24 protein-coding genes are annotated in these 26005 nt (G+C 44.9%); 3 read left to right on the forward strand and 21 right to left on the reverse strand.

Features of this window, described 5'->3' with window-relative positions; translation table 11 throughout:
• Positions 1–64 precede the first annotated feature (64 nt).
• Complete coding sequence (locus AC6R16_RS18590; RefSeq protein ID WP_004747240.1) at positions 65–505, forward strand: universal stress protein; 441 nt, start codon at positions 65–67, stop codon at positions 503–505.
• 142 nt (positions 506–647) lie between these two features.
• Complete coding sequence (locus tag AC6R16_RS18595; RefSeq protein WP_500675393.1) at positions 648–1040, forward strand: DUF2061 domain-containing protein; 393 nt, start codon at positions 648–650, stop codon at positions 1038–1040.
• Here AC6R16_RS18595 and AC6R16_RS18600 read toward each other — a convergent pair.
• On the reverse strand, positions 1037–1840 hold the full coding sequence (locus tag AC6R16_RS18600) for a glycosyl hydrolase 2 galactose-binding domain-containing protein (RefSeq protein ID WP_500675394.1): 804 nt from the start codon (positions 1838–1840) through the stop codon (positions 1037–1039). The genes AC6R16_RS18595 and AC6R16_RS18600 overlap by 4 nt on opposite strands.
• A 139-nt stretch (positions 1841–1979) precedes the next feature.
• The gene (gene rraB, locus AC6R16_RS18605) at positions 1980–2390 is read right to left on the reverse strand and encodes a ribonuclease E inhibitor RraB (RefSeq protein WP_500675395.1); all 411 of its coding nucleotides are present in this window, start codon (positions 2388–2390) and stop codon (positions 1980–1982) included.
• Positions 2391–2957: 567 nt separating this feature from the next.
• Here rraB and arcA point away from each other — a divergent pair.
• Complete coding sequence (gene arcA / locus AC6R16_RS18610) at positions 2958–4178, forward strand: arginine deiminase (RefSeq protein ID WP_171324952.1); 1221 nt, start codon at positions 2958–2960, stop codon at positions 4176–4178.
• A 216-nt stretch (positions 4179–4394) separates the two neighbouring features.
• Here the strand turns inward: arcA and tldD are convergent, their stop codons facing one another.
• The 19 genes from tldD to AC6R16_RS18705 all read right to left on the reverse strand — a co-directional run bounded on the left by tldD (position 4395) and on the right by AC6R16_RS18705 (position 26002).
• Positions 4395–5840 (reverse strand): metalloprotease TldD, encoded by a 1446-nt coding sequence (tldD, locus tag AC6R16_RS18615; RefSeq protein WP_500675396.1) that lies wholly within the window; start codon positions 5838–5840, stop codon positions 4395–4397.
• Positions 5841–5849: 9 nt separating this feature from the next.
• Positions 5850–6668: a carbon-nitrogen hydrolase family protein gene (locus AC6R16_RS18620; RefSeq protein WP_500675397.1), complete on the reverse strand. Its 819-nt coding sequence runs from the start codon at positions 6666–6668 to the stop codon at positions 5850–5852.
• Positions 6669–6680: 12 nt separating this feature from the next.
• A complete protein-coding gene (locus AC6R16_RS18625) occupies positions 6681–10556 on the reverse strand; it encodes a YhdP family protein (RefSeq protein ID WP_500675398.1) in 3876 nt (1291 codons plus the stop codon).
• A 9-nt stretch (positions 10557–10565) separates the two neighbouring features.
• A complete protein-coding gene (gene rng, locus AC6R16_RS18630; protein WP_500675399.1) occupies positions 10566–12035 on the reverse strand; it encodes a ribonuclease G in 1470 nt (489 codons plus the stop codon).
• Between the two features lie 20 nt (positions 12036–12055).
• Positions 12056–12616 (reverse strand): Maf family protein, encoded by a 561-nt coding sequence (locus AC6R16_RS18635; RefSeq protein ID WP_500675400.1) that lies wholly within the window; start codon positions 12614–12616, stop codon positions 12056–12058.
• A 1-nt stretch (position 12617) separates the two neighbouring features.
• Positions 12618–13106, reverse strand: a complete 489-nt coding sequence (mreD, locus tag AC6R16_RS18640; protein ID WP_486787251.1) for a rod shape-determining protein MreD — start codon at positions 13104–13106, stop codon at positions 12618–12620.
• A 2-nt stretch (positions 13107–13108) separates the two neighbouring features.
• Positions 13109–13981 carry a rod shape-determining protein MreC gene (gene mreC, locus AC6R16_RS18645; RefSeq protein WP_500640510.1) on the reverse strand — a complete coding sequence of 291 codons (873 nt, stop codon included), beginning with the start codon at positions 13979–13981 and terminating at the stop codon, positions 13109–13111.
• A gap of 54 nt (positions 13982–14035) precedes the next feature.
• A complete protein-coding gene (locus AC6R16_RS18650) occupies positions 14036–15079 on the reverse strand; it encodes a rod shape-determining protein (protein WP_004747218.1) in 1044 nt (347 codons plus the stop codon).
• A 152-nt stretch (positions 15080–15231) separates the two neighbouring features.
• Positions 15232–18132 (reverse strand): hypothetical protein, encoded by a 2901-nt coding sequence (locus tag AC6R16_RS18655; RefSeq protein WP_500675401.1) that lies wholly within the window; start codon positions 18130–18132, stop codon positions 15232–15234.
• A gap of 2 nt (positions 18133–18134) precedes the next feature.
• Positions 18135–18554, reverse strand: coding sequence for an MSHA biogenesis protein MshP (locus tag AC6R16_RS18660; protein WP_500675402.1), 420 nt, complete (start codon positions 18552–18554; stop codon positions 18135–18137).
• On the reverse strand, positions 18544–19269 hold the full coding sequence (locus AC6R16_RS18665; RefSeq protein ID WP_500675403.1) for a PulJ/GspJ family protein: 726 nt from the start codon (positions 19267–19269) through the stop codon (positions 18544–18546). The genes AC6R16_RS18660 and AC6R16_RS18665 overlap by 11 nt, the downstream gene beginning before the upstream one ends.
• On the reverse strand, positions 19269–19799 hold the full coding sequence (locus AC6R16_RS18670) for a type IV pilus modification PilV family protein (RefSeq protein ID WP_500675404.1): 531 nt from the start codon (positions 19797–19799) through the stop codon (positions 19269–19271). Before AC6R16_RS18670 ends, AC6R16_RS18665 begins: the two co-directional genes overlap by 1 nt.
• Positions 19799–20272, reverse strand: a complete 474-nt coding sequence (locus AC6R16_RS18675) for a type II secretion system protein (protein ID WP_500675405.1) — start codon at positions 20270–20272, stop codon at positions 19799–19801. The genes AC6R16_RS18670 and AC6R16_RS18675 overlap by 1 nt, the downstream gene beginning before the upstream one ends.
• A 143-nt stretch (positions 20273–20415) precedes the next feature.
• A complete protein-coding gene (locus tag AC6R16_RS18680) occupies positions 20416–20871 on the reverse strand; it encodes a prepilin-type N-terminal cleavage/methylation domain-containing protein (RefSeq protein WP_500675406.1) in 456 nt (151 codons plus the stop codon).
• A gap of 33 nt (positions 20872–20904) precedes the next feature.
• Positions 20905–21471, reverse strand: a complete 567-nt coding sequence (locus AC6R16_RS18685) for a prepilin-type N-terminal cleavage/methylation domain-containing protein (RefSeq protein ID WP_500675407.1) — start codon at positions 21469–21471, stop codon at positions 20905–20907.
• Positions 21472–21549: 78 nt separating this feature from the next.
• Complete coding sequence (locus AC6R16_RS18690) at positions 21550–22029, reverse strand: MSHA biogenesis protein MshF (protein ID WP_500675408.1); 480 nt, start codon at positions 22027–22029, stop codon at positions 21550–21552.
• On the reverse strand, positions 22013–23233 hold the full coding sequence (locus AC6R16_RS18695) for a type II secretion system F family protein (protein ID WP_500675409.1): 1221 nt from the start codon (positions 23231–23233) through the stop codon (positions 22013–22015). The genes AC6R16_RS18690 and AC6R16_RS18695 overlap by 17 nt, the downstream gene beginning before the upstream one ends.
• A gap of 8 nt (positions 23234–23241) precedes the next feature.
• Entirely contained in the window at positions 23242–24966 is a 1725-nt protein-coding gene (gene mshE / locus AC6R16_RS18700; protein ID WP_500675410.1) for an MSHA fimbrial ATPase MshE, read from the reverse strand.
• A complete protein-coding gene (locus tag AC6R16_RS18705; RefSeq protein ID WP_500675411.1) occupies positions 24956–26002 on the reverse strand; it encodes a tetratricopeptide repeat protein in 1047 nt (348 codons plus the stop codon). The genes mshE and AC6R16_RS18705 overlap by 11 nt, the downstream gene beginning before the upstream one ends.
• Between the last annotated feature and the right edge of the window lie 3 nt (positions 26003–26005).

Below are 26005 nucleotides of genomic sequence, written 5' to 3' on the forward strand. Positions count from 1 at the left end.
AACTAAGGATGCATTAACATCGCCTGTTGTCAGTAGTAACAGGTGACGAAATAGAGAAATTACAATGTATAAGCAAATTCTTGTTCCAGTCGACCTCAATGACAAAGGTTTCTCAGATAAAGCGGTCGAGTTAGCCGTTTGGCATGCTAAGCACTCCAATGCTGAAGTACACTTACTTAATGTGCTGCCTGGCATTCATATGTCGATGGTCGCAACCTATTTCCCAAAAGACGCGGCGCTAAAAATGAAAGCCGATGTCGAAAGTCAATTGAAAGACTTTGCGGTTAAGCATATCGATGAAGATGTAGTGTATAAAGTCCATGTAGCGGAAGGTAAACCTTACTCGACCATTTTAGACTTCGCTGAAAAGCTGGGGGCAGATCTGATTGTGATGCCTAGCCATAAGCGTTCTAAGATTGATAAAGTCGTACTTGGTTCGGTTGCCAGTAAAGTGGTACAGAATTCACCGATTAATGTCTTAGTCGTCAAGCCACAAGGCTCATAAAATAAATACTTAGTAAAAAGGCGCTCGATGAGCGCCTTTTTAATAGGTATTGACTATTAATTGTATTGAAACAAGCCATTTCAATTATTAAGAATAATTCTCAATAATAACCCTATCGCAAGACATTACACGGGTTATCAAGATGAAGAAAACAATCACATTCGCAGCCATTCATTTTACGATTGCATTTACAGTCGCCTACCTACTGACTGGTGATATTCTGATTGGTAGCCTTATCGCTATGATTGAACCATCAGTCAACACGGTCGCGTTCTACATTCATGAGCGCGTCTGGTCAAAGAGCAAGTTACTGTCCAATTTATCTCGCTCTGCAAAAATCAAAACCACTAGCTTTGCCGTTGTTCACTTCAGCGTTGCATTTGGGGTGGTTTATATGATGACTGGCGATGCATTTGTTGGTGGCATCATGGCAGCCATCGAGCCTTCAATTAATACCGTTGCCTACTATTTTCACGAAAAGGTTTGGCTACGCAGGCAGCAGGATACTCAGCACTGGGGCTGTGCTCACGCTTAAAGCGGATAGTGAGATACACACATGTCTTTACTCAACCCAATGTGAAAACGTTGGGTTTGCCCATCGAGAGTCACCTCAAGTAAGTACAAATCTTCGAGCTTAGGGTTTTCGCTATCGGCATAGATAGGTGCTTCAATCTGAAACAGTGCACTCGTATGGTTATCCCGAACATCAATGGGTAGATGATAGGTCATTCCATTAAACTTAACCGATGCGGAAACCAAGCCAGGAGAGTAAGTCTTGTAGTGCAAATCAACCAAGAACTCACAACCACCGCCGTGATGCCAAATTTGCTCAGTGGTCACGTGCTCAAGGCGAACATTGCGAATAAACTGAAGTCGTGGAGTATGCCAGATACCCAGTCTTTCATCATGTTTGCGATATTCAGGCGTGCCTAGCTGACAAAGCTCTTGGCTCTCTTCTTCACCGAGTAACCAATCTTCATCTTCCTGCAGAAAGAGAACTTCAAAACGATTTCGCCCCATCTGCAGATATGGGCGGATATCTTTCTTGTATTCAGATTGAGTCTGATCGCAATCGAATACCGCAACACCGTTAATACGAACTTCAGCATGATAATCGACACCAGACATGATCAGATCAACGGATGGAAAAGCCAGCATGGCTTCATCAACCTCAATGTCATGCATTAGATGCCATTCTTGTGCAACAATTTCAGATTCAGATAAGGAATCAGGCAGTACCTGACTTAAAGGGGCAGGAAAAGTAATATCATCTTGAGGGATAGATAAATCGGTCAAAGGTGACACTTGCCAAAGGCCTGCGAGAGAGAGTTCCATAGAGCTAAATCTTGTCCTAGATCAAAGTTGCCTGATTATAATGCTAACTCGATAGGAAAAGATATAAGTCGCGTGAGACTAAACAAAAATACCAGCCGATTGGCTGGTATTTAGAAATTCGCTTTAAGAAGAAGCTTACTTACTCTTCATCATCTTCTTCTGGGTATAGGGCGTCTTCACCTTCATAGTATGTACCCCAGCCGTCATAAATAATGTCGAACTTTTCTGCAAGGTGAACAAGCTTTTCTACTTGAGCATCGATTGCTTCAGGGTTTAATGCAGACTCCATCGTTGCATCACAGCAAAGCAGCTTCTTGCCATCTTCATCTTCTGTCTCTTCTGCTTCAAGTACTTCGAAGCCCATCTTGAATGCTTCAACAACAGCTTTCTCTAGCGTGTTGAAGTCTTCAGCGAACAGATGGTGCTCAATTTCGTATAGCGCATCTGGATCACTGCCGTCTTCTAATAAGGCTTGGATGATTTCGCGAGTCTCTTCCTTTTGAATCTCAATTAACTCTTCAACAGACAGATATTCATTTTCGTGAGACATATTTTGTGCTCCAGATAGTGACAAAGTTGATCATAATTTACCGCGACGAAATATCGCATGGATCCAGAGAAATTACTACCCAGAATATGTCTTGATCCTGATCTTTCTGCATCACTTCAACCGTGATCAAATAAGATCCATCTCACAACAAGAGAAATTAACAAATTTTTATCATAACGAGGATTCAGAGTTTTCTCTCAGTTTTTAATACCACCACAAAAGTACAATTCACTGCGTTTTTATATCAGCCCAGTGCATAGACTCGATGATAGGTGAAATGCATAAATAGGTAGCAATAATCCTTATCAACTCCCAATTGTGCATAGCTATGCTCCGGTTCACAAAAAACGAGCACTCTTTTTAGCCATTAAGAATCGCATAGCAACGCATATCATTGAACCGAACAGTTAAGTTATAAAATAGCACCAAAGCTCAAACAAACACAGAACTTAGGGATATTTCACTACAATCACACACAAAAGCAGCAAACCAATCTGCATTGGCCGCTTGCATCTTTATAACAAACTTGTCATAAATACGCTCTGGAACTAATTGTAAGGATACAAAATGAGTAAGTTGTATGTAGGCTCAGAAGTTGGTCAACTTAGACGTGTACTATTAAATCGTCCAGAGCGAGCACTCACCCACTTAACCCCATCGAACTGTCATGAACTTTTGTTTGACGATGTGTTAGCGGTTGAAGCTGCGGGTGAAGAGCACGACAAGTTTGCCGAAACCTTACGTAGCCAAGACGTCGAAGTTCTATTACTTCACGACCTACTTGTTGAAACTCTTGCTGTTGATGAAGCGAAGACTTGGCTCCTTAACACCCAGATTTCAGATTTCCGTTACGGCCCGACCTTTGCCAAAGACCTACGCCATTATCTGTCTGAAATGGACAACGAGCATCTAGCAACCGTATTGCTTGGCGGTTTGGCGTATTCAGAGCTGCCGATTCAATCATCGTCAATGCTACCACGTATGCATCGACCATTAGATTTCGTGATTGAGCCTCTTCCTAACCACCTGTTTACCCGAGACACATCTTGTTGGGTATATGGTGGTGTGTCACTCAACCCAATGATGAAACCTGCACGTCAGCGTGAAACTAATCACTTACGCGCTATCTACCGTTGGCACCCAGTATTTGCAGGCCAAGATTTCATTAAGTATTTCGGTGATGAAGACCTTCACTACGACAACGCCAATATTGAGGGCGGTGACGTACTGGTGATTGGTAAAGGCGCCGTGCTTGTCGGTATGTCAGAACGTACCACTGCACAAGGTGTTGAGAACCTAGCGGCTAGCCTGTTTAAACATGGTCAAGCTAAGCAAGTGATCGCTATCGAATTGCCTAAGCACCGGTCATGCATGCACTTAGACACCGTTATGACCCATATGGATATTGATACCTTCTCCGTTTATCCAGAGATCATGCGTAAAGACCTCAACACTTGGCGCCTGACTCCGAAAGACGATGGTGATATGAAAGTTGAGAAAGTGCCAAGCTTCATCCATGCAATTGAAGAAGCATTGGGCTTGGATTACCTTAAGATCATTACCACAGGTGGCGACAGCTACGAAGCTGAGCGTGAACAATGGAATGACGCCAACAACGTATTAACCGTGAAACCAGGCGTTGTGATTGGTTATGAACGTAATGTCTACACCAATGAAAAGTATGATCAAGCGGGCATCAAGGTCCTTACCATTCCAGGTAATGAACTAGGCCGCGGCCGCGGTGGCGCTCGTTGTATGAGTTGTCCGATTGAGAGAGATGGGATTTAAGCGAGAAGCGAGAAGCGAGAAGCGAGAACAATTAAAGGGTTGGCGCGTGGCGTCAACCCTTCTTTTTATGGCCAATTCAGCTTTTCAGCAACTTTCGACCGTTCATCCCAAAAGACCTCTCGAAGGACAGAGGCCGTTCTCGAATCTCGGAGCGAAGCGTTCTAGCATCTCGCAGGGCGAAGCCCGATCTCGAAGCGAAAGCGCTCCCTTCCTCTCCTACTCCGTACCACCTACAGTGATGGAGTCGAGCTTGAGCGTTGGCTGACCAACACCGACAGGGACACTCTGGCCTGCTTTACCACATACACCGACACCGCGGTCAATGCTAAGGTCATTACCGACCATAGAGACTTGCTGCATTGCTTCTATACCAGAGCCAATCAGTGTCGCACCTTTTACTGGGCGAGTGATCTTACCGTCTTCAATTAAATAAGCTTCAGAGGCTGAGAACACAAACTTACCTGAAGTAATATCAACCTGACCACCACCAAAGTTAGGCGCATACAGGCCTTTCTTAACCGTTGAGATAATCTCTTCTGGTGTATGCTGACCTGGCAACATGTAGGTGTTAGTCATACGAGGCATAGGTAAATGTGCGTAAGACTCACGGCGACCATTACCCGTTGGGTTGACACCCATTAAACGGGCATTGAGTTTGTCCTGCATGTAACCTTTGAGTACACCATTTTCAATCAAGGTGTTGTATTGACCATTGACGCCTTCATCATCAACGTTTAACGAACCACGCAGATCTTTCAATGTACCATCATCAACAATAGTACAAAGCTCAGACGTTACTTTCTCGCCGACCTTTCCACTAAATACCGAAGACTCTTTACGGTTAAAGTCACCTTCAAGACCGTGACCCACTGCTTCATGCAGTAATACTCCCGGCCAACCAGAGCCGAGCACCACTGGCATCATGCCAGCAGGTGCAGCATCCGCTTCCAAATTGACTAGTGCCATACGGATCGCTTCGTCTGCGTAGTGATAGGCGACCTTGGCACCCTCTTCTTCAGTGAGGAAGAAGTCGTAACCAAATCGACCACCGCCACCAGAACTACCACGTTCACGGCGGTCACCTTTTTGAGCAAGCACGCTAATCGACAAGCGCACAAGTGGGCGCACATCGCCAGCATAAGTGCCATCAGTTGCCGCGACAAGCATTTGCTCATGCACACCACTTAAGCTGATGGAGACTTCATTAATCAATGGTTCTTTGGTACGAATATACGCATCAAGCTCTTTAAGCAGTTTTGTCTTCTGCTCTTTTTCCCAACTCTCTAGTGGGTTAGCCGCAGCATAGTAGCTTTGATTGTCGCTACGCTTAAACGCCTGTACTTGACCGTTTTGACCTTGTTGAGCAATACCGCGAGCGGCAACAGCGCTTTGGGTCAAACCTTCAAGTTGGATTTGGTCTGAATAGGCAAACCCTGTTTTCTCTCCAGTGACAGCACGAACGCCCACACCGCGATCAATGTTGAAAGAGCCATCTTTGATAATGCTATCTTCTAGCACGAGAGATTCATGCCAGCTCGACTGAAAGTAGATATCTGCATAATCAATTTGGCGAGTTGCAATACTCGCTAGCGTATCAGCAATATCTTGTTCACTAAGTCCGGCTGGCTTTAGCAACGCATCTTCTACATGATTTATTGTCATACTTTGCTCTTAATTTTGTAACTGGTTGCTGAATCGAGCATGCTGACCCACTGGCATCGCAGCTCTCAATTCTTGTACTTGGCTGAGGTCGATTTCGACCAATAAATTACTTGCTTGATCGGCAAGACTCGCGATCACTTCTCCCCATGGAGAAATAACCATAGAATGCCCCCACGTTTCTCTGCCGCAGGGATGAGTCCCGACTTGGTTAACGGCTATCAGCCAAGATTGAGTTTCAATCGCACGGGCCCGGAGTAAGGTTTCCCAATGCGCCTTGCCCGTCACCGCTGTAAAAGCGGCAGGTACAAGAATCACGTTTGCCCCTAAGCGAGCTAACTCACTATACAAACTTGGAAAACGTACATCATAGCAGATACTCAGGCCAATATGGGCGAATGGTGCATGATAAGAAACCACCCTCGATCCCGGAGTAAAGGTTTCTGACTCTCGATAGCGTTTGTGACCATCAGCTACATCAACATCAAACATATGCAGCTTGTCATACTCAGCCACCAACTTGCCTTCGGGCGAATAAAGCAAGCTGGTTGTCGTAACGCCTTGTTCTCGTTGAATAGGCATACTGCCAATGACCAACCAAACCGTATTCTCTCGCGCAATCTCAGATAGTGCAGCTTGCAAATCACCGTCACCTATCGGCTCAGCATTTTGGTGATAGTCCTGACGATTGCCGAACACTAAAGCGTTTTCAGGCGTAACGACAAACTTTGCTCCCTGCTTAGCCAAACTTGCCACTTGTTGACGAATATAGGCCAAATTCTCACTCGGATTTGGCCCAGAGGTCATTTGAATTATTCCCACTCGTTCCATGAGCCTTATTCCTTACTTAGTCGATTCGCGTAAAGATTCCGGAAGTTTAAACTCCCCTTTACTGCGTGAGAGTTCTTTAACCACAGGTGAATCAAGCGGCCCTTTCACTTCATAATTAACCTGAGTAAAGACTTCAACCACTGGAGAGATCACGGTAGTAATCGCTAAGACATACAGCGCAGTTTGCGGGGTAACCGCAAAGGCGGTTAATACCGGAATACCCGAGGTAATATCTGGCGTAAACTTCACTTCCGCATCCACGGTGCGAGAGTTAAGGTTAGCTAGCCCTTTGATATTCATCTCACCAGCAACCGCATCCATCTTGATATCGTTAGTTAAGAAAATACCATTACGGATTGAGCCACTACCTGTAATTGAATTGAACGCCATCCCTTTATCAAATACGTCACTGAAATCGAGCTGCATCTTACGGATAATCGAATCTAGGCTAAATATCCCAAGCAAACGCGCAGCACCGCTGACATCAGAAATCATCCCCTTACCTAGCTTAGTCGACACTTCACCATTGAGCGTATCTACCTTGCCAGACCATGGAGATCCATCCCATTCAAGCTGAGTACTGATTTCAAACGGCGCACGCTGAATACCTGATGTAATACCGAAACGCTCCATTACATCACTGTTATTTTCACCGGACATTTCAACATCGAATTTGGTGTGGCTTTCGGTTTCACTCATCCGCCACCAGCCTTTCATATCGACTTTGTTTGTACCGCTCTCAAATGTCAGTTTCTTCCATTCCAACTTCTCGCCCTGACGTTGTAAATCAAGATGAGTTTTGCCAACTTTGTATCCTTGTAGCCAAAAGTCATTGATCGCTAAAGTGATATTTGGAATCTGCTCATGGAAAGTCCGCTCAAAATGACTGATCAGAGGCGCGTCGTTGTTTTCTGGCTCAAACATGCCCTTGTCTTTGTATTCCTTATCTAATGCAGGAATGTAGACGTGTAAACGCTCTAAAGAGACCGAGAGATCATACGGCTCAATATAGCTGGCTTCACCTTTTGCTTCTTGACTATCTAAGTTCATGTACCAGCCAAGCCCCTTCCGCTTGGCACTAAAATCGACATCGTTCCAGTCAATTGTACCTAGAGTGAGCTCTTTAGCATCAAGGTCAACTCGAGTTGGCAATGGAATCTGTGGCGTGTTCATCTGCGCAACAACGGCTTCAGAAGGCCCTTCTTCAACGGCGAAACTCTCGAGCCACTTATCCAAATCGAGCTCATCGACCACCACTTTTGCTTGATGACCGGCAACTGGGCTGATCTTAAAGCTACCTTTACCTAACAATAGGTAAGTATCGGTTAGAACAGGCACATCAGGTCGAATATCTATTTCGGTTTGATACTTAAAGTTCGGCAGCTGCACTCGGGCAGTAATACTTTCTTGGTTACCGGATGCTTCAAGGCGAGCCTTACCAGAAACTCCAGCAGCTTTATTTAGTGGTGCAGGAAAATCACTCGCAAGAAACTTAAGATCCGCTTCAGTATTGATCTGATAGGTGAATCCAACATCGTTAAGCTGAATATCCACATCCATACTCCAAGGAGCGTGGCCGTTCAAAGGTTCAAGCCACTGCTTACCTAAATATGGAATCAAAGGTTCAACTTCCCAATCGCCAACAACATCAATCGCGACACCATAACCTTGATTGATATTTTCGCCTTGGAAGTCAATCGATACCGGCTGGTTAAGTAGTCCAGCGGACAAACCCGCAGCGCTGACAACGTCATTATCAAATTCAACTCGGCCAGAGACTTTCTCTAGTGTCATTGGCGGAGCATCAATAGTGACATGATTATCTTTCAGATCCGCGTATCCCCAAGCTCTTGCTTCCTTATCTTCGCTAAATGGAATATTAAGCTGGAAGCTAGACTCTACTCGCCCATCGACTTGCACTGCCGTCAGAGCAGCACCAACAGAATCAACCAAAGGAGAGGCTGTCATGTAGTCACGTACCGCATTACCTTGTGCGACTGCCTGCGCTTCAATTTCAATATGCCCGCCTTCAGCTAACTCTGGAATTCGACCAGTAATGCGCTTAGCTTTAACATCCATTAAGGTAGCACTGCGTGAGTCGAGGTGCATGGCATCATTCTGGAACAGCAGGTCTAGCTGCAGATCGGTAATAGGTGGCCAAGCGGTATCAAAGCTAAACTTGGCTTGCTTTAAGCCCACCCACGCTTGGAACATACCGTCGTTATTGTGGTAAGGAAAATCGCCTAACTCGCCATACCAAAGCAGTTTGGCCGTATTCACCTTACCACCTTGAATAGCAGTACTTAGGTAGTCGGTTAGATCACGGCCGAGCGCCAAAGTTGGTAAGTAACGCCAAGTTTCAGCGGCATTATATAAATCGGCTTCTGCGTAAAAGGATAAAAATGGGCTTTGGTCTTTAGGGAAGTCTAACTTAAAAGCACCCAAGACTTGCAAGTCGGGAGTCGCTGCGGTGACTTTATCTGCCCACAAGCTCCAACCTGATTCACTATTTTGCCAAACAATATCTACTTGGCCTTGCTTGATATTGAGTGGCGCTTGGAAGACATCACCATAAGGAAGCACGTCGTCAATTAAAGTGACTTTAGCTTTCGCTTGTTGCAGATCACCAGACACAGACGCCGATAAATGATTTAGACCCGGTAGAAGTTCCCATTGAGTCATAGAGGCATGGGAAAGTTCTGCCGAGTATTGCAAGCTATCTAACTCAGAGCCCATAGACACTCTGACATCTTCAATCAAACCACCAATAGCAAGCGTTTTAAGGAAATCTGTCGTTGGTTTGGAATTTGGCGCTAACTTAACTAAAGGCGTAATCGCTGCAATGTCGAGTTGTGAGACATTCAAACGCCACTCATCAGGTTGCCAGTCAAAGGCGATATCGAGTGCTGGCCATTTAGTCTCATCCGTCGTGAAGCTTAGTGAGTGAGCATTTACTTGCCAGCCATCGTTATAAGGCTCTAACTCAACAACCCCTGAATCTAACCACAACTCGTGCTGTTGTCCTTCCTGCCAACTTAGCTCTGAAGAATCAAACTCCAAGTAGGCGCTGGTAGGTTGGCTATGCTTTAACGTTAACCAGCTACTGAAGCTGATTTGGCCTTTATCGATACCCGATTCAGTTTTTATAAATTTGGTCAGCCACGGCGTAATCAGCACGTTTTGCACCGAGAGATAAAACTCACCGCTCACTTCTTTCAACGAGCCGTGATCAATGAAATTCGCTTTTACTTGCGCCGAATTCAAGTTGCCATGAGCAAGACTGACTTCACCATCTGCAAGGTGATGACGACCGTTATTTTGCCAACGTAACTTTTTAATATCGAGTTCGCGGTTAGTGCCATCAATACCTAAGAAATGTATTCTCGACTCTGCTAAAGAGAAACCATCAAGCTGACGCAGTAACAGCTGGTCAAGCTGCTGCATTACATCCTTCTGTTCGCCCTGAGGCTGCAACTTAGGAGTTTCATCACTGCCAGTGTTTATCCACTCAACCGACGAGATATCTAGATTGAGTTGATAGATATTGAGATCTGCTACGACGGGCTGTTGTTGCAGTAAAGATTGAATAAGGTCGAGTTCAACTTCAACTTTATCGGCCGAAAAATGAATACCACTGCTTGCAGGCGTCTTGGCTTTTACCTGTTGCAGTGAAAGGGAGGGGTGTGTATTGCGCCAGAAACCCTTAATTTCAGCAACCTCAAATTCAAGCCCTGTACCTTGGTTAATCCAGCTTTGGATTTGAGGCTGAAAGTGGTTGAGTTGAGGTAGCGCAATACGCATCGCCGTTACCGCTATGGCCAGAATGACCAAAGCTGTAACGGTAAGCCAAAGTAGTAATCGAATAAGCCGAGTCGCTGTTGAAATCACAAACAACCTTTACATCATCACAACGTCAAATTGCTCTTGAATATAGAGTGGCTCAGCTTGGATTTTCACCTGCTTGCCAATAAACACTTCAAGTTCAGCGAGGGCATGAGATTCGTCCCCTTGTAGCGTCTCTGCGACTGCAGGAGATGCATAGACAACGAACTTATCAGCGTCATAGGCGCGATTAACACGCGTAATCTCACGCAAGATCTCGTAGCAGACTGATTCCACCGTTTTGACACTGCCTCGCCCTTCACAAGTTGGACAAGTCGAACAAAGAATATGTTCAATGCTTTCACGGGTACGCTTACGTGTCATCTCGACCAAGCCAAGTTGAGTAAAGCCATTAATATTGGTTTTAACTCTATCTTTGTCCAAGGCAGTCGCTAATGAAGTAAGTACACGCTCACGGTGCTCATCAGAAGCCATATCGATAAAGTCGATAATGATAATACCGCCAAGGTTACGTAGCCTTAATTGGCGAGCAATCGCTTGAGTCGCTTCAATGTTGGTATTGAAGATGGTCTCTTCTAGGTTACGTCTGCCAACAAACGCTCCGGTGTTAATATCGACAGTCGTCATTGCTTCGGTTTGGTCGATGATCAAATACCCACCAGATTTAAGCTCTACTTTACGCTCTAGAGAACGTTGTATTTCGTTCTCAGTGTCGTACATATCGAAGATAGGTTTATCACCTTCATAAAGCTCAAGCTTTTCTGTTAGTTCAGGAACATATTCAGAGGTGAACTCTTTGAGGTTTTCAAATTCGGTACGTGAGTCAACAAGGATCTTGTTTAGCTCGGTGCCGACAAAGTCACGTAGGATACGTTGCGACAAACCTAGCTCACCATACAGAGTAGCGCGGGTTTTGTATTTACTGCGGCGTTCAATCACCTTTGACCACAAACGTTTTAAGAAAGCGGCATCTTGTGACAATTCCTTCTCGTCTGCACCTTCAGCAGCGGTACGAATAATGAAACCACCATTTTCGTCACAATACTCACCCACTACCTTTTTAAGGCGGTTACGCTCTTGCTCACTTTCAATTCGTTGCGAAACGCCAACATGGCTCGCACCAGGCATAAACACAAGGTAACGAGAAGGTAGAGTGATATCGGTTGTCAGGCGTGCGCCTTTTGTGCCAAGTGGATCTTTAACCACCTGAACGACAATATCTTGTCCCTGACGAACGAGCTCAGAAATATCGCGCACCTGAAACTGCTGCTTTTCATTTTCAGCCACACACTCTGTATGAGGAACGATATCTGACGCGTGAAGAAACGCTGCTTTTTCTAGTCCGATATCGACAAAAGCAGCCTGCATACCCGGTAAGACTCGACTGACCTTACCCTTATAAATATTCCCGACAATTCCGCGTTTTGCTTCACGTTCAACATGGATCTCTTGTAGGGTTCCCCCTTCAATCATGGCCACGCGAGTTTCACTCGGGGTCACGTTGATAATCAACTCTGCACTCATAAGAGTACCTCAAATTTTAATTATAAGAATTTGTGCAAGAGCTGGTCAGTTTCATACAGAGGTAAGCCAACGACTGCGTAGTAACTGCCTTCAATGCGAGTTACAAATCGTCCGCCCAATCCTTGAATTCCATAACTACCAGCCTTATCGCAAGGTTCGCCCGTGTGCCAGTATTGTTCTATTTCTTGCTCTGACAGGGTCTTGAACCATACGTCTGTAGATACCACTACAGTTTCTTGAATTTCTTTTGTGGCGACAGTCACTGCTGTCATCACTTGATGCGCCCTGCCCGAGAGCGCCATTAGCATTTGTTTAGCATGCGCTAAATCATCTGGCTTTTCCAATACCTGTTGATCGCAAACCACAATCGTATCAGACCCGATAACCACTGAGTTTGGCTCAAGCTCTACTCCCGCCATCGCTTTGTCTTTAGCTAGGCGAGAAACATAGTCAAATGCGCTCTCACCAGATTGTCGGCACTCTTCAACATCGGTTTTCACCACCGAAAAGGTATAGCCAAGTTGAGAAAGCAGCTCTTTACGTCTTGGTGAGCCAGAAGCCAAAATCAATGGTTTAGTCATTTTATCGTATATGCCAGTGACGTCTTACACGACGCATTAATAGGAACATCCAAGGCCATAGAATGCAGTTAATTAATCCACTCCACAGCGAGACCGGATTAAAAGTCACATCTTGGATTAAGTACTCACCACAGAAGATCAATACGTCGAGCAACATCGACATTGCACCAATCAAAATCGCTTGTTGCCACAGTGCCATATTTCGAATCACGAGGAAGTTGAGCGCAACGAGGTAAATCACAATCGACATCATCATGCCGCGGATACCCAGTGTCGAACCAAGCAGTAGATCCCATAGCAAGCCCAAGATCAATGCCGAACCAACGTTCACTCGGTGTGGCAGTGCAAGTACCCAGTAGCAGGTCACTAACAGCAGCCATGACGGACGCAACAAATCAAGCATTCCCGGCCAAGGTATTGTTTGTAATGTCAAAGCGATTAAGAACGAACAAGCAATGACAAACTTTCCTTTTAGTACACTATTTGCCATTTCTATTGTTCCTCTAGACTCTCTGGTGTCACTTGCTGGATTTTCTCCTGACGAGAATCATTCGGCCAGATTAGTAGTAGATATCGTAAGCGTTCAAAATCGACCACAGGCTCTGCCTCTATAACAGCGAATTCTCGTGCGGTATCACGCTCTACTTCTGAAACGTGTGCAACTGGGAAGCCTTCAGGATAGATACCACCGAGACCGGAAGTCACCAGCAGATCACCTTCTTCGATATCTAAGCTGATCGGGATATGATCAAGGTTGATTCGATCTGATTTACCTGTGCCGGAGGCAATGATTCGAATATCGTTACGGATCACTTGTACCGGAATGGCACTTAAGCTGTCGGTAAGCAGCAGCACTCGACTGTTGTGCGCCGAAACAAAGGTCACTTGACCAACAATACCCTTCTCGTTTGCAACAGGTTGACCAACATAAACGCCATCAATCTGACCTTTATCGATCACCACTTGATGACGATAAGGTGACGTATCTACCGCCATCACTTCGGTTACGACTTTGCGCTCATCGCGAATAAATGAAGAGCCGAGCAACTTACGCAATCTTTGGTTTTCTTCGCGATATTGATCAAGCAGTAGCAGGTCGTTTTTAAGACGCAGCACTTCACGTTTAAGTTTGCGAGTGCTTTCCATATAGTCTTGACGAATATTGAAACGCTCATAAGCGCCATCAAACATCACGCGAGGGACATCCGCCAAATACTGAATAGGTGCCACCATACTGTTAAGTAGGTAACGAACTTGAGCAAACGCACCTAAACGACTATCAGCCAGCATAAGGCTGGCTGATAGAATAACGGCAAAAAACAGGCGTAACTGTAGTGAAGGTCCTCGGCCAAAAATAGGCTTCATGGAATATGAGATCCTTATCTTGCCAATCTTGGCACTAGGCCAAGATCATTCAAATTACTCTTCGCTAAATAGATCGCCGCCATGCATGTCGATCATCTCTAACGCTTTACCACCACCACGAGCAACACACGTGAGTGGATCTTCAGCAATAACGACAGGAATACCTGTTTCTTCTGTTAGTAGACGATCAAGATCTTTAAGTAGAGCACCACCACCTGTCAGTACCATACCATTTTCTGAAATATCAGACGCTAGCTCTGGTGGACATTGCTCTAATGCAACCATTACCGCAGAGACGATACCTGTTAGTGGCTCTTGCAACGCTTCTAGGATTTCGTTTGAGTTTAGGCTAAAGCTACGCGGCACACCTTCTGCTAGGTTACGACCACGCACTTCGATCTCTTCTACTTCATCACCTGGATAAGCAGAACCAATCTCGTGTTTGATCTTTTCAGCTGTCGCTTCACCAATCAAGCTGCCGTAGTTACGACGAACGTAGTTGATGATCGCTTCATCAAAGCGGTCACCGCCGATACGAACTGAAGAGGAGTAAACCACGCCGTTTAGTGAGATGACCGCAACTTCAGTAGTACCACCACCGATATCGACCACCATAGAACCTGTAGGCTCTGATACGCGTAAGCCTGCACCAATTGCTGCCGCCATAGGCTCATCAATTAGGTAAACTTCACGCGCGCCTGCGCCTAGTGCAGATTCACGAATTGCGCGGCGCTCAACTTGAGTAGAACCACAAGGAACACAAACCAATACGCGAGGGCTTGGTTTTAGCACGCTGTTGTCGTGTACTTGCTTGATGAAATGCTGCAGCATTTTTTCAGTCACGTAGAAGTCAGCTATAACGCCATCTTTCATTGGACGGATAGCAGAGATGTTCCCCGGTGTACGACCCAACATTTGTTTAGCAGCATGACCAACAGCGGCTACGCTTTTACCTGCGCGGTTACGGTCTTGGCGGATGGCTACTACTGAAGGCTCGTCAAGAACGATACCCTGTCCTTTAACGTAGATAAGTGTGTTGGCAGTACCTAAATCGATTGATAGGTCATTAGAAAATATGCCACGAAGTTTTTTGAACATATTCTTCGCTCGTCCTGAAAGAATTAGAAGATAGAAAATTGCACTAAATGTACCAATGCCTTGCCGTCACAGCAAGGCATTGAAGTGTAAACATGGGCTGAAACACGCAATTTCTAACAGATTCCTAACGATAGGCAAAAAAATGACAAAAATTACTGGCCGGTTAATCCAGATTCACCGCGGAAAATCACTCGATCATTACCGCGGAAAATACCAAAAGTAACTACGGTAGAGGGATTCTCCTCATCGGTGCCATTTTGGTTCCAATCATACATCATCCAAGTCTGACCATTATTAGTTCCACTGCAATTTGCGGAAGGGCTACTGTTGTCTAATCGAAGCCATAATTGCACTTGCTCTCTTGCCGATATTGTTTGACGAGCCACAAGGGTTCGTGAATCCCCAGAACTTAATGTACCGTTTTCATTTAAGGTAACATTGCCATTGGTCGCTCCCACACTAGGCCAGATGACATTGCTGCAATGGTGTGTACCATCAAAAGTCGAAAAACTATCATTAACATTGGTCTGGAAACTACTACCATTCCAATACTGAGCTTGCAAAGGTACAGTGATTGACTCACCTTGCACACCACCGACATCGGCAAGATTATATCGTCCAAACAATAAGCGAGGTTGCTCATCAGGTAGGACTTGAGTTGACGAAGGATTAGTATCAGAAGCAGATAACTTGAACCTTACAGGGTCATTTACCGTAGAAGATGAAACTTCTAGATTTACATTAAGCGTACTGCCTGAAAGATAGTTATATGGTCCATCTGGAGTGAAGTCAGCATTTTTGCTCCAAGCAATTTGATCGCTACTTAAAACCCACTGGCTCGATTGATATGAAGATTTCGTCGCTAAGGAAGCGGTATCAGCATTGGTCAGCCTATCTCGATTATCAAACTGGAAGACTGCCTGAAGAGAGCTCGAGAACGCTCCATAATTTGTAGTCGCTGTACCTTGAACATTGTACGCTCCGACCTTAGCTGTCACGCTGCTAAAGGCTTGGTTCATATATGTAAAGGCTTGTTTTTGCGGCCCCCCACCTACTAGCGGATCATTCCACGCGTTCTCGTCTATTTTAAAGAAATCAGGATAGAAACGCCCAACTTTGCGAAGACCTGCGATGATGCTGCCGCTATAGCCTGAGCTACTAGTATTGGCTATCAAGCTGATGCTACCGACCTCACTCCATTTTAATTTCGTTAATTCATGCTTCAGTTCAGGGTTTACCACAGTGTTAGTTCTTTGCAGGCTATCATCACTTGTAATAACTCCGAGGCTTCCTCCAAGAGGGCTATCAAGCTCATGACTTAAAGAAACCGTATAACTAGGTGAATTAGAAATAGAAGGGTTGGAAAGTGGGGGGACTGAACAAACTACATCATCACTAACTAAACGACCACTACTATCAATAGTAACTCCAGATTGATAACCTATAGGGTAAACCTGAACATCAAACTCCCCACCAGCCGCAACAAAAGCAGGGCCAGATGAGGATGTCCCGGAAGTATCCGCTGAAGTACATACAGCAAAAGCCCAAGGACGACTCTGTATAGTAAAAGTACCAACGATATCTTGACTGCCTCCTGAAGGACACCCCTGTAATCCTCCCCCTAGGTCATCACAGCTGATATTGTCGCTAAATTCTCCAGTGAGGGTACCAGTTTCATCAAACCGCATTGTCGCTGCTGCTTCTCCATTAGTGATTGGAGCACTAAAGCTAAGCTTTCCAATATAAGTACCTGATGCGGGAGAAAATGAAGAAACGTTGATGTCTGACTCAGTAAAAGTTTTATTGTAGTTAATCGAAATTGGCCTCCCAGCACTGTCACAAGCTAATGTTTTCACGGATATATTAGTATCTTGCAACCCAGCAACTAGAGAAATAGCGTTTCCGTTATTCACTTCAAACTTAAAAGGGACATACATTAAATCACTTGTAGCAGACACACTATTATCGGAATCGAGTGAGGCTTTAATTCTGATAGCTTCATATTGATTGTCTGACTTATCCCCCAAAGTAAACTCATATCTCCCTTCACTAGCATTAAAACCATTGCTCGTTACAGTGAGCTTGTTTGTAGATACTTCTGAAAGGGTTACGTTTTCTCCATCTACGTCAAAAAGGCGATTGCCATTGCTGTCATATGGTACAACGTATAATTGAGTATTGTCTTGACAGGTTAAATGGAAATTATTCGGTTCAACTACCAGAGAAGCAACGGGGCTATTAGAGGAATCACAAGAAAAGCCGCTAAAATGGGAAAAGGTATTATTGTTGCCTGATACCTCAATATTGTATGCCGTTATACCACCTGTAAAACTATTGTTGTTACTTAGTACACCAAAGCCACCCTCACTGGTTGCTTCATGACTGATGTAGAAATATGCTTTAATCGTGGCACTGTTTTTTTCTACTTTGACAAAAGAGTCTTCGCCATGACCAATAAATAAAACCTGATTCGCAGGATTATTGCTGTTAACTACTATTCCATTCTGCTTAAAAAAGATTTTATTGTAGTGAATTTCAACCGGACCAGTAACTTCTAACTTGGCCCCATTAGCGTCAAAGTTCAGCTCATTAAAATAGTACACTCCAGAGTTAAGCGTTAAAGTTGCATTGTTTTTTGTTATCTTGACGTCTTTATATGTCCCTGAAGATAAAGAACAGTTTGTACTCTTACACTCGAAATCACTCCCTGATGCAGGAAAAGCGGGAACATTGAAAGGGAAACCAGAGTAAGTAATAGTATTGTCAATCAAACAAGTTTGCTTAGGGTTTGTTGGATAGTCGCACTGAAAGTTACCACTATTACTATCAAATGAAAGCTTTTGTCCATCTTTGGGCACTTGAATAACATTCTGAGCATTTCCAGAAAGTACAAGTCTACCGTTGTAAACTCCCCCATTATTATAGCTGTTAGTCTGTGCAACGGAGGGAACATACTGACAGATTTTTGTATTCAGCTCTTGCTGTGTTAGCGCATAAGAAGGCACAGAGAAAAGAGCCAATAGAATAAAACAAAATTTTGTTGGTAGTCCCATACCTACTCCCGAATCCATACTTCTTGGTTGCGCTGCATTTGGTTAATGCCAGTACCACATATCGCCGTTGAACTGATTACGTACATCTGACTTCCATCAGACAATTGCCCACCGCGCGACTCACAGCTTACCTGCACATCTTGGCAATTTACCGTGGTATCAAACGTACTAATATTCGTCCCATTGATAGCAGGACACTGCGTACTGACTGGGTTAGTACTCGTAATGCCATAAATTTGTTCGAGTGCCCATTCATTACCAGAGTGCGCTAATAACGCCGCTTGAGTACCGACAACATCTTTGGCATGACTGTCACTGTTCGACCAACTAATCTGGCTCAATGTGGTGGCAAGGAAACCCATCACTACCAATACAAAGATAATGACTATGTATAAACTACCCTGCTGTTTATTACGGGACATTTAACACCTGTATCTCTTGTATAAAGTTAGTTGATTCATCACCAGCCGCATTGTTGAAGGTCATATTTACCTGAACGATGCCATTGTTTTGCACAGTTGCAGGCGTGTAAGTTAGCGTTCCAGTAACACCAGAATCCGATAGTGGCAGCGCATTCGCCCCACTCACACTGCGTCGAAGCTGACCCGCTACCAAACAATAGTTGACCATTCCATTGGGGTTGTAGATATAGTGGCGATTTGATATTGAGCCTCCAGCGATAGAAGCTGCTGCATCTGGCAATATAAAAGTATTACTCGCGCTGCTGACATTGGTTAACGGAAATACATTAGTAGTTGGGTTTGCTTCGGTTGGATTAATTACCATGTTGAGTGTATTAATGTTAGCGACAGTCACCCCATTGCGTCCTACTACAAAGTTGATATCTGCCCCTGATATGGCGTAAAAACCTGACTCGACAATAGGAAAGAAGGAAATACAACTGTTTGCCTGAGGAATCGCCAAGTCACTATTGAGCATATTGGGCACGGCATGGCGTACTTCACGAGACATCTTCTCAAGAATAAACTTGGCTTGGGTCTGCAGCCGTTGTCTATCAACCGTATCACTATAACCGCGAGCACCGAGTTCAACAAAACCGGCAATACCGAGCACTAAGATCGCCCCGACAATCAAGGTCACCACCATTTCGATTAAAGTAAAGCCATTCACTTTCATCAGTAGTTCCCTCGATAAGCATTAAGCACAACAGGAGTTTGATTAGAAGCACTCACCGTAAGCTGGATTTGTTTAAGTCGGTTCGTCACCTCATATACAACATCAACATCTACTCGAAAGTTAAGGTAACTATTTCCACCAACTAGCAAGTTTAGATCACGACAACCATTGGTTGCTAAAGGCTCCCAGCAGCCATGAAAATCATCAACATCGTTATAAGCATCAGGGTTGTTGACAGTCTCGCCAGTATCGATTCCAAAGTTACCTAGCGCGCTACAAGCTGTAGGCCCAGCATCTGTTGATGAACAGCGCGGTATACCACCTTGATCGCCACTATTTTGATCAAACTTACGCGCCAATATCTGAGTCATCACACTCTGCCCTAAAGCAGCAGCTCGCGTTTGGTAATGTGGGTCAGCACTGCGCGATATCTGGGGGACTAAAAAGCTAGTAATAGTAAGCATAGCAATACCCATGACAACAATGACTATCACGCTTTCAACCAATGTAAAACCGCGCATACGCTCCATTAACAACTCCCCGGTGAAACATAGCCCACTGCATTGATTTGTACTGCTGTACATGTCCCATCGGTCGAGGTCATCTGGATATTTATAGGGGTTGCCACTCCATCAGGGTTGCCAAGCAAATCAAAATTAACCAATGCACCGACATTAGAAGTAAAAGATACATCATTAAGATATACCCAATCACTGCGCCCTTCATCACGCGCAGCACAAGCCGCTTGTGAACCAATACAGTTGCCTAACAAGCTAAGGGTAAAGTTGGTATTGCCAGAGACGGAGCCCATATCAACATTTGACTGCATACGATTCACTTGAACTTGGCGAATAACCGAAATCACTTGCTCTTGCGCGGCGTATGCTGAGAAACCAGAACGACCAGAGTAACGACTGGCGGCATAAACCGACACTATCGACACTAATAATATAACGACAATTAATTCGACTAATGTAAAACCAGAGACTTTTGGCCTAGTCATAACCAGTTACCGTGGGACGTATACTTAAAGTCAGTATATACCAGATAGGTTTAGAGCTGTTGTTTTTTAAGGATTTTTGAAAATTTATAAAGTTGTATAATCAGACATAAAAAAGGTCAGTATGTACTGACCTTTTTAAGTAATTAGTTACTACATCCTGTAACGACTACACTCGCCGAAGCAGCACTCGTGGTACTTGTACCTGAGGCTTGTGTATATACAACAGCACAATTGGCATCTGTAGTACCTTCAAAACTATAAGTAATGCTTGTTCCAGAGCTAGCGACTACATCCCAGTCCGTACCTAATCCAACAACCGCTTCACCTATCCCTGCAACAGTAGCAGTTGGATAACCGTATATAGTGCTAATACCTGATACGTTTACTGCAGAGCTAGATGTCTCCTTACCATCTATTGCGGCCTTACCATAGACAATACCCGCAGCTCCATCAATTGCCCCCTTTAGTCCTTGGAGTGAGGCTTGACGGGCATCATTTTGCAAATTTAGAAATCTTGGTGCTGCAGTCACTGCAAGAATACCAAGAATTACAATTACCACCACTAGTTCAATTAGGGTGAAACCGCCTTGTCTTTTCATAGTAAACATCTCTCTATGTTGTTGGCTGCAGAGTTACTGCAAAGTTACGGTCACACGACCAGTTTCAATTTCATAAACAAACTGATGTTCACTATTACCTTCTTGCTGAATATAAGTGCAAGTAGATTGAGCGTTATCAGCTTGTGCTGAATACTTAATATTAGAATCCGCTTGAGCCTGAATTACCGTGCCCACTTTAGGTGGGTTTTGAAGTAAATTCGCCATCAGCTCAACACAAATTGTGTTAGTTAACTCTGTAGGAAAGTTAGCATCATTGGTGTTGATAGCAAATGGGTAACCATCTCTAAAGTCACCACCAGATTGACTGGTACTGGTCAGCCAAAACTTAACGCCGTCATAATTTACTGTATTTCGCACAACCGAGTTGACTGTCACTGAAGGTCTCGCTTCCGCTTCCCATTGCGCTCTAGCTGATAACACCCCAGTCGCATAGCCACCAGCAACACCTTCAACGCTGGCTTTTTTCGCTTCATCGGTCACATCCAAGAAGCGCGGTAAGGCCGCAACAGCGAGTAGGCCAACCACCACGATAACCACAACGAGCTCAACTAGTGAGAAACCAGACTGTTTGTTTGACATATACTTATCACCTACCGTTATGTACCGTGCATTATACGGAAATTGCATTAATTCGCCATATTGAGAGTCTCAATAACTCTACTCCGCCAAGAAACCGGTCTTAGCTATAAACCTATTATCTATCAAAGTAATGGAGATTAATCTGTTGTTGCTATATAGATAATTACAATGATAGCCGTTATCTATAATTTGATTTTCAATCTGGCTAGGTCGATTACCTAAAACCTCATGCTGTGGGTATAAGATATCTAGCCAATACGAGCAATCCACCTGCTGCCTATCACCCAAAGGTTTAATCCACCCCATACTAGTATAGTTCAACGTAAGACCATCAATAGTTATCTCATTTTGCTGCCCAGATAACAACCACTGCTGTTTGTAGTAGTTTGCTCGCTCAACGATTCTTTGACTCGCGAGCAAAAAAGCCGATTGATTGGCTTCTTTAACCACGTTTTGCCACACTAACATAAAGCTCATGATCAAACAGACAATTACCAGTAACCAAATTGCTAGCCGTGATCGCTCTATGTGGCTGATTAAATTAGCCTTTAATGGCATCTAACATTCCCCACATTGGTAGGAAGATACCTAGAGCCAGAATCAAAACCATACCTGCCACAATGACAAGCAAGATAGGTTCGATCCGTGCGGTTAGCGTCTTTAAATCATAATCGACTTCACGGTCGTAAAAATCGGCTACTTCTAATAGCAACTCATCAATGCGACCCGTTTCTTCACCGACACTGATCATTTGAATAACCAATGGGGTAAACACACCACTATTTATCGCTGTTGCAGAGATAGTTCCCCCCGCTTCAATAGAGGACTTCATCTCAATAAGTCTGTTCTCTAAAAACTTATTGCCGAGGGCTTCAGCTGAGAGCGCCAAAGACTGGTTCAACGGCACTCCCGCTTTAAGCATCAGAGCAAACGTACGCGAAAAACGCGACAGCTGGGCGCGATTAATCAACTCACCTACTACAGGCATTCGTAAACGAAACTTATCCCACTTTTCTCTTCCACTGGCGGTATTTAGCCAAGCTCTAAAACCAAACAAAACCGCTACTATTCCTGCTACCATCATGATCCAGTAGTTGACAAAAAACTCTGACGTCGCAATTAAAATGCGAGTCGGTAGAGGAAGATCGACGCCAAAGCGAGAGAACATACTGGAAAACTGAGGGATCACTTTGACGTTAAGAATAAACAGAGCAATAACAATAAAGCTGATAACAAACGTTGGATAGCGCATCGCAGTTTTGATTCGTTTGCGTGTCTCCACTTCTTGTTCGTAATAATTAGCAAGCTGCAACAGAGCTTGATCGAGTCGACCAGTATTCTCTCCGACGTGGATCATAGAAACAAACAGCGGGCTAAATACCTTAGGGAATAACTGCATAGAGGCAGACAAACTGCGACCATTAGTGAGTTCTTGCGTCACATCTTCAAGCGCGGTTTGCAGTTGTTTATTGGCGCTATTTTGGCTTAAGCCTTTCATAGAGCGCAGCAGAGGGACCCCTGCTTTGGTTAAGCTATAAAGCTGACGGCAAAAAATAACCAACACCTCTAAAGGAATCGCAGGGGTGAACAACGCCTTAAGGTCAAGATTCAACGGGCTCTTACCACTATGAACTGAGATATTAATTGGAATAATACCTTTGCCCATAAGCTGCTCTGCTGCGGCTTCTTGAGTTGGTGCTTCTAGCTGCCCTGAAACCGCACTACCATCAAGATTTCGTCCTTGGTATCGAAAGCTCTTCATCGTTTACCTTAGATATAAATCGCTTGCTGGAAACCAGATGAATCACCTTCACCTAGGCTCATCACTTCACTTAAACTTACCGTCCCCTGCAAGGCTAACTCCATCGCTGATGCCAACAAAGGTTTATAATTCGCTGACTGACGCGCTACTTTAGAAAACCCAACCGCATCATTGGCGCGCAGCATGTCCATCATCTCTTGCTCGAGCTCAAGCATCTCAAACACACCTATCCGGCCTCGATAGCCTGTGAGGTTACAGTTCTGGCAACCTCGCCCCTTAACAAAACTCGCCCCGACTTGATTAGGGAATCGCTGAGCAAGCCACTGCACTCTTGCATCGTCAAGCTGCTCCTCGGTTTTACAATCAGGGCAAACTTTACGTACCAGTCGCTGCGCAACCACAGCACGAACCGCACTCGCGACCAAATAACCTGGCGCCCCCATATCCATCATTCGCAGCGCGCTATCTATCGCGTCATTAGTGTGCAAAGTACTCAATACCAAGTGACCAGTAAGCGCCGCTCGTAAACCAATCTCGACCGTCTCTTGGTCACGCATCTCACCGACGAGGATAATATCTGGATCCTGACGGAGGAAAGTTCTCAGTACCGTCGAGAAATCAAGGTCGATCTTGGGGTTAACTTGTACCTGATTGACACGTGGCAGTCGATACTCGACAGGGTCCTCCGCGGTGATAATCTTTTTGCCCGGCTCATTAAGCTCACTCAACGCACCATACAAGGTAGTGGTTTTACCTGAACCCGTTGGTCCGGTTACCAAAATCATGCCGTGTGGGCGACGGAGTTGACGCCTTAACTTATCGAGCAGATGAGAAGGAATACCCGACTCTTCTAACTTACGCACACCCGAGGACTGATTAAGCAGACGCATAACCACCGACTCACCGTACTGAACGGGCATAGTCGACATACGAATATCAACCGACTGGCCTTTCGAGCGGATATTAAAGCGGCCATCTTGCGGCAAGCGCTTTTCGGAAATATCCAGATTAGCCATCAACTTCAAGCGTAAGACTAGAGCAGAGGCGATATTAACCTCGTTAAGTAGTGTCTCGTGTAAGACACCATCAATACGTTGACGCAAGCGCAATACATTCGAGTCCGGTTCGATGTGGATATCTGACGCCCCAACTTGAATCGCATCTTCAAACAGTGAGTTGATCAACTTAACAACCGTCACTTCTTCGCTATCATCACCTTCAATACTGAAATCAAAAGCTTCAGTCACTTGGTGCTCAGCCTGTAACTGCTCAGCAAAAGAGGCAATTTCCTTAGTGCGGCGATAATAACGATCGAACCCCTCCACCAATTGATTTTCTGGTGCGATCACAAACTCGATACCATATTGAGCGAGTTGACCTAGCAAGGCTTCTTGAGCAAAGAGGTCGGCAGGATCACTCATCGCCACACGTAAAGTATCCATATGGCGACCGATCACTAACGCTCTCAGTCGTCTAGCATGTACTTCTGGAAGAAGTTGCACAGCCTCGACATCGACATCCGCGCGACTGAGATCAATTAGAGGAATATCAAGTTGTTGCGATAGAAATGACAACATCTGATGCTCGGTCAAAGCCCCAAGCTCTATCAGTGTTGCACCTAATTTTCGGCCTGTTGATTCTTGCGCACTCAGTGCTTGTTCTACTTGCTGCTCGGTAATAATACCTTCTTCAACCAGTAAGTCGCCGAGACGTTTTCTTAGCTTAATTTTCACTCGGCTGCTCCTCTAAACTTTCAATCAAGGAAATTCGGTCACGTATAAACTGTTGCGATTGGCTAGAGAGACCCAGCTTCGTCAAGGCTTGTGAGTAAGATGACTTGGCATCTGCTAACTGAAATGCGCGCTCTTGTTGAATACCTAACCCCATCCACCAGCGACCACTTTCCGGCTCTCGTTGTATGAGCTGTTGGTAGCTTTGCAACGCCAACTGATCTTGTTTCTCTTTTTGGGCTAATGCTGCGCGGAGAGAAAGGTATTCAACAGGAACTGATGCTGGGAGCGTACTTAACACAGTGAGTGCTACCGCATTTTGCTGCTCTTTCATCAACATTTTTGCCAAGGAGAGGCGTAAGGCAGAGTCATTGCTGTCTAATGCAATTCCCTTTTGCAGGATATCTGCTGCCTTACGTACTTCACCCTTGCCATAGTAAAGGGCAGCGAGGCGTTTTCTTACCTGTTTATTCGTTGGCGTATAACGCAGTGATTCGGCGTAGTGATTTAGCGCATCGGTGAGGTTATTGCTGTCGAGCGCCTTTTTCGCCCGCTCTTGAGCTTTGGACGAAAGCTGCTCTGGTGTCAGCTCCACTTGCTCTATCACCACTTCACCTTGAGTGGGAGCAGGATTTGAAGCCGAAGCCGGCGTACTTGTGGCCGCTTTAGCAATCACAACAGGTTTGGTTGGTTGCTTAGCTTGAGGTTGAACCGATGAGGCGGGTTTCGAACGAGGGGAAACATCCTCTTCTACTAATGTTTGATAAACAGGTTGGTCGACAACAGCTACCTTTGTCGTAGGAGACTCCACAGTTTGTTGCTGGCTGTCAGCAGTCGTGATAGAGCTAACAAGGCTCTCTGATGGTGTTTGTTGCGAGAGCGCCCAGCCACCAACTGCCAAGCTTAGCGTGAAGCTCCCAACCACCCATGGCAATACGGCTCTTTGCTTTACTGGCTGCACATTCGCTTTGCAGATACCCTTGGCCAAAGTGGACTTGTCATTGGCTAGTTGGGACAGCGCATTATTAATCGCACTCATTGT

The organism is Vibrio sp. R10-SG3-ISO10, from assembly GCF_059834185.1.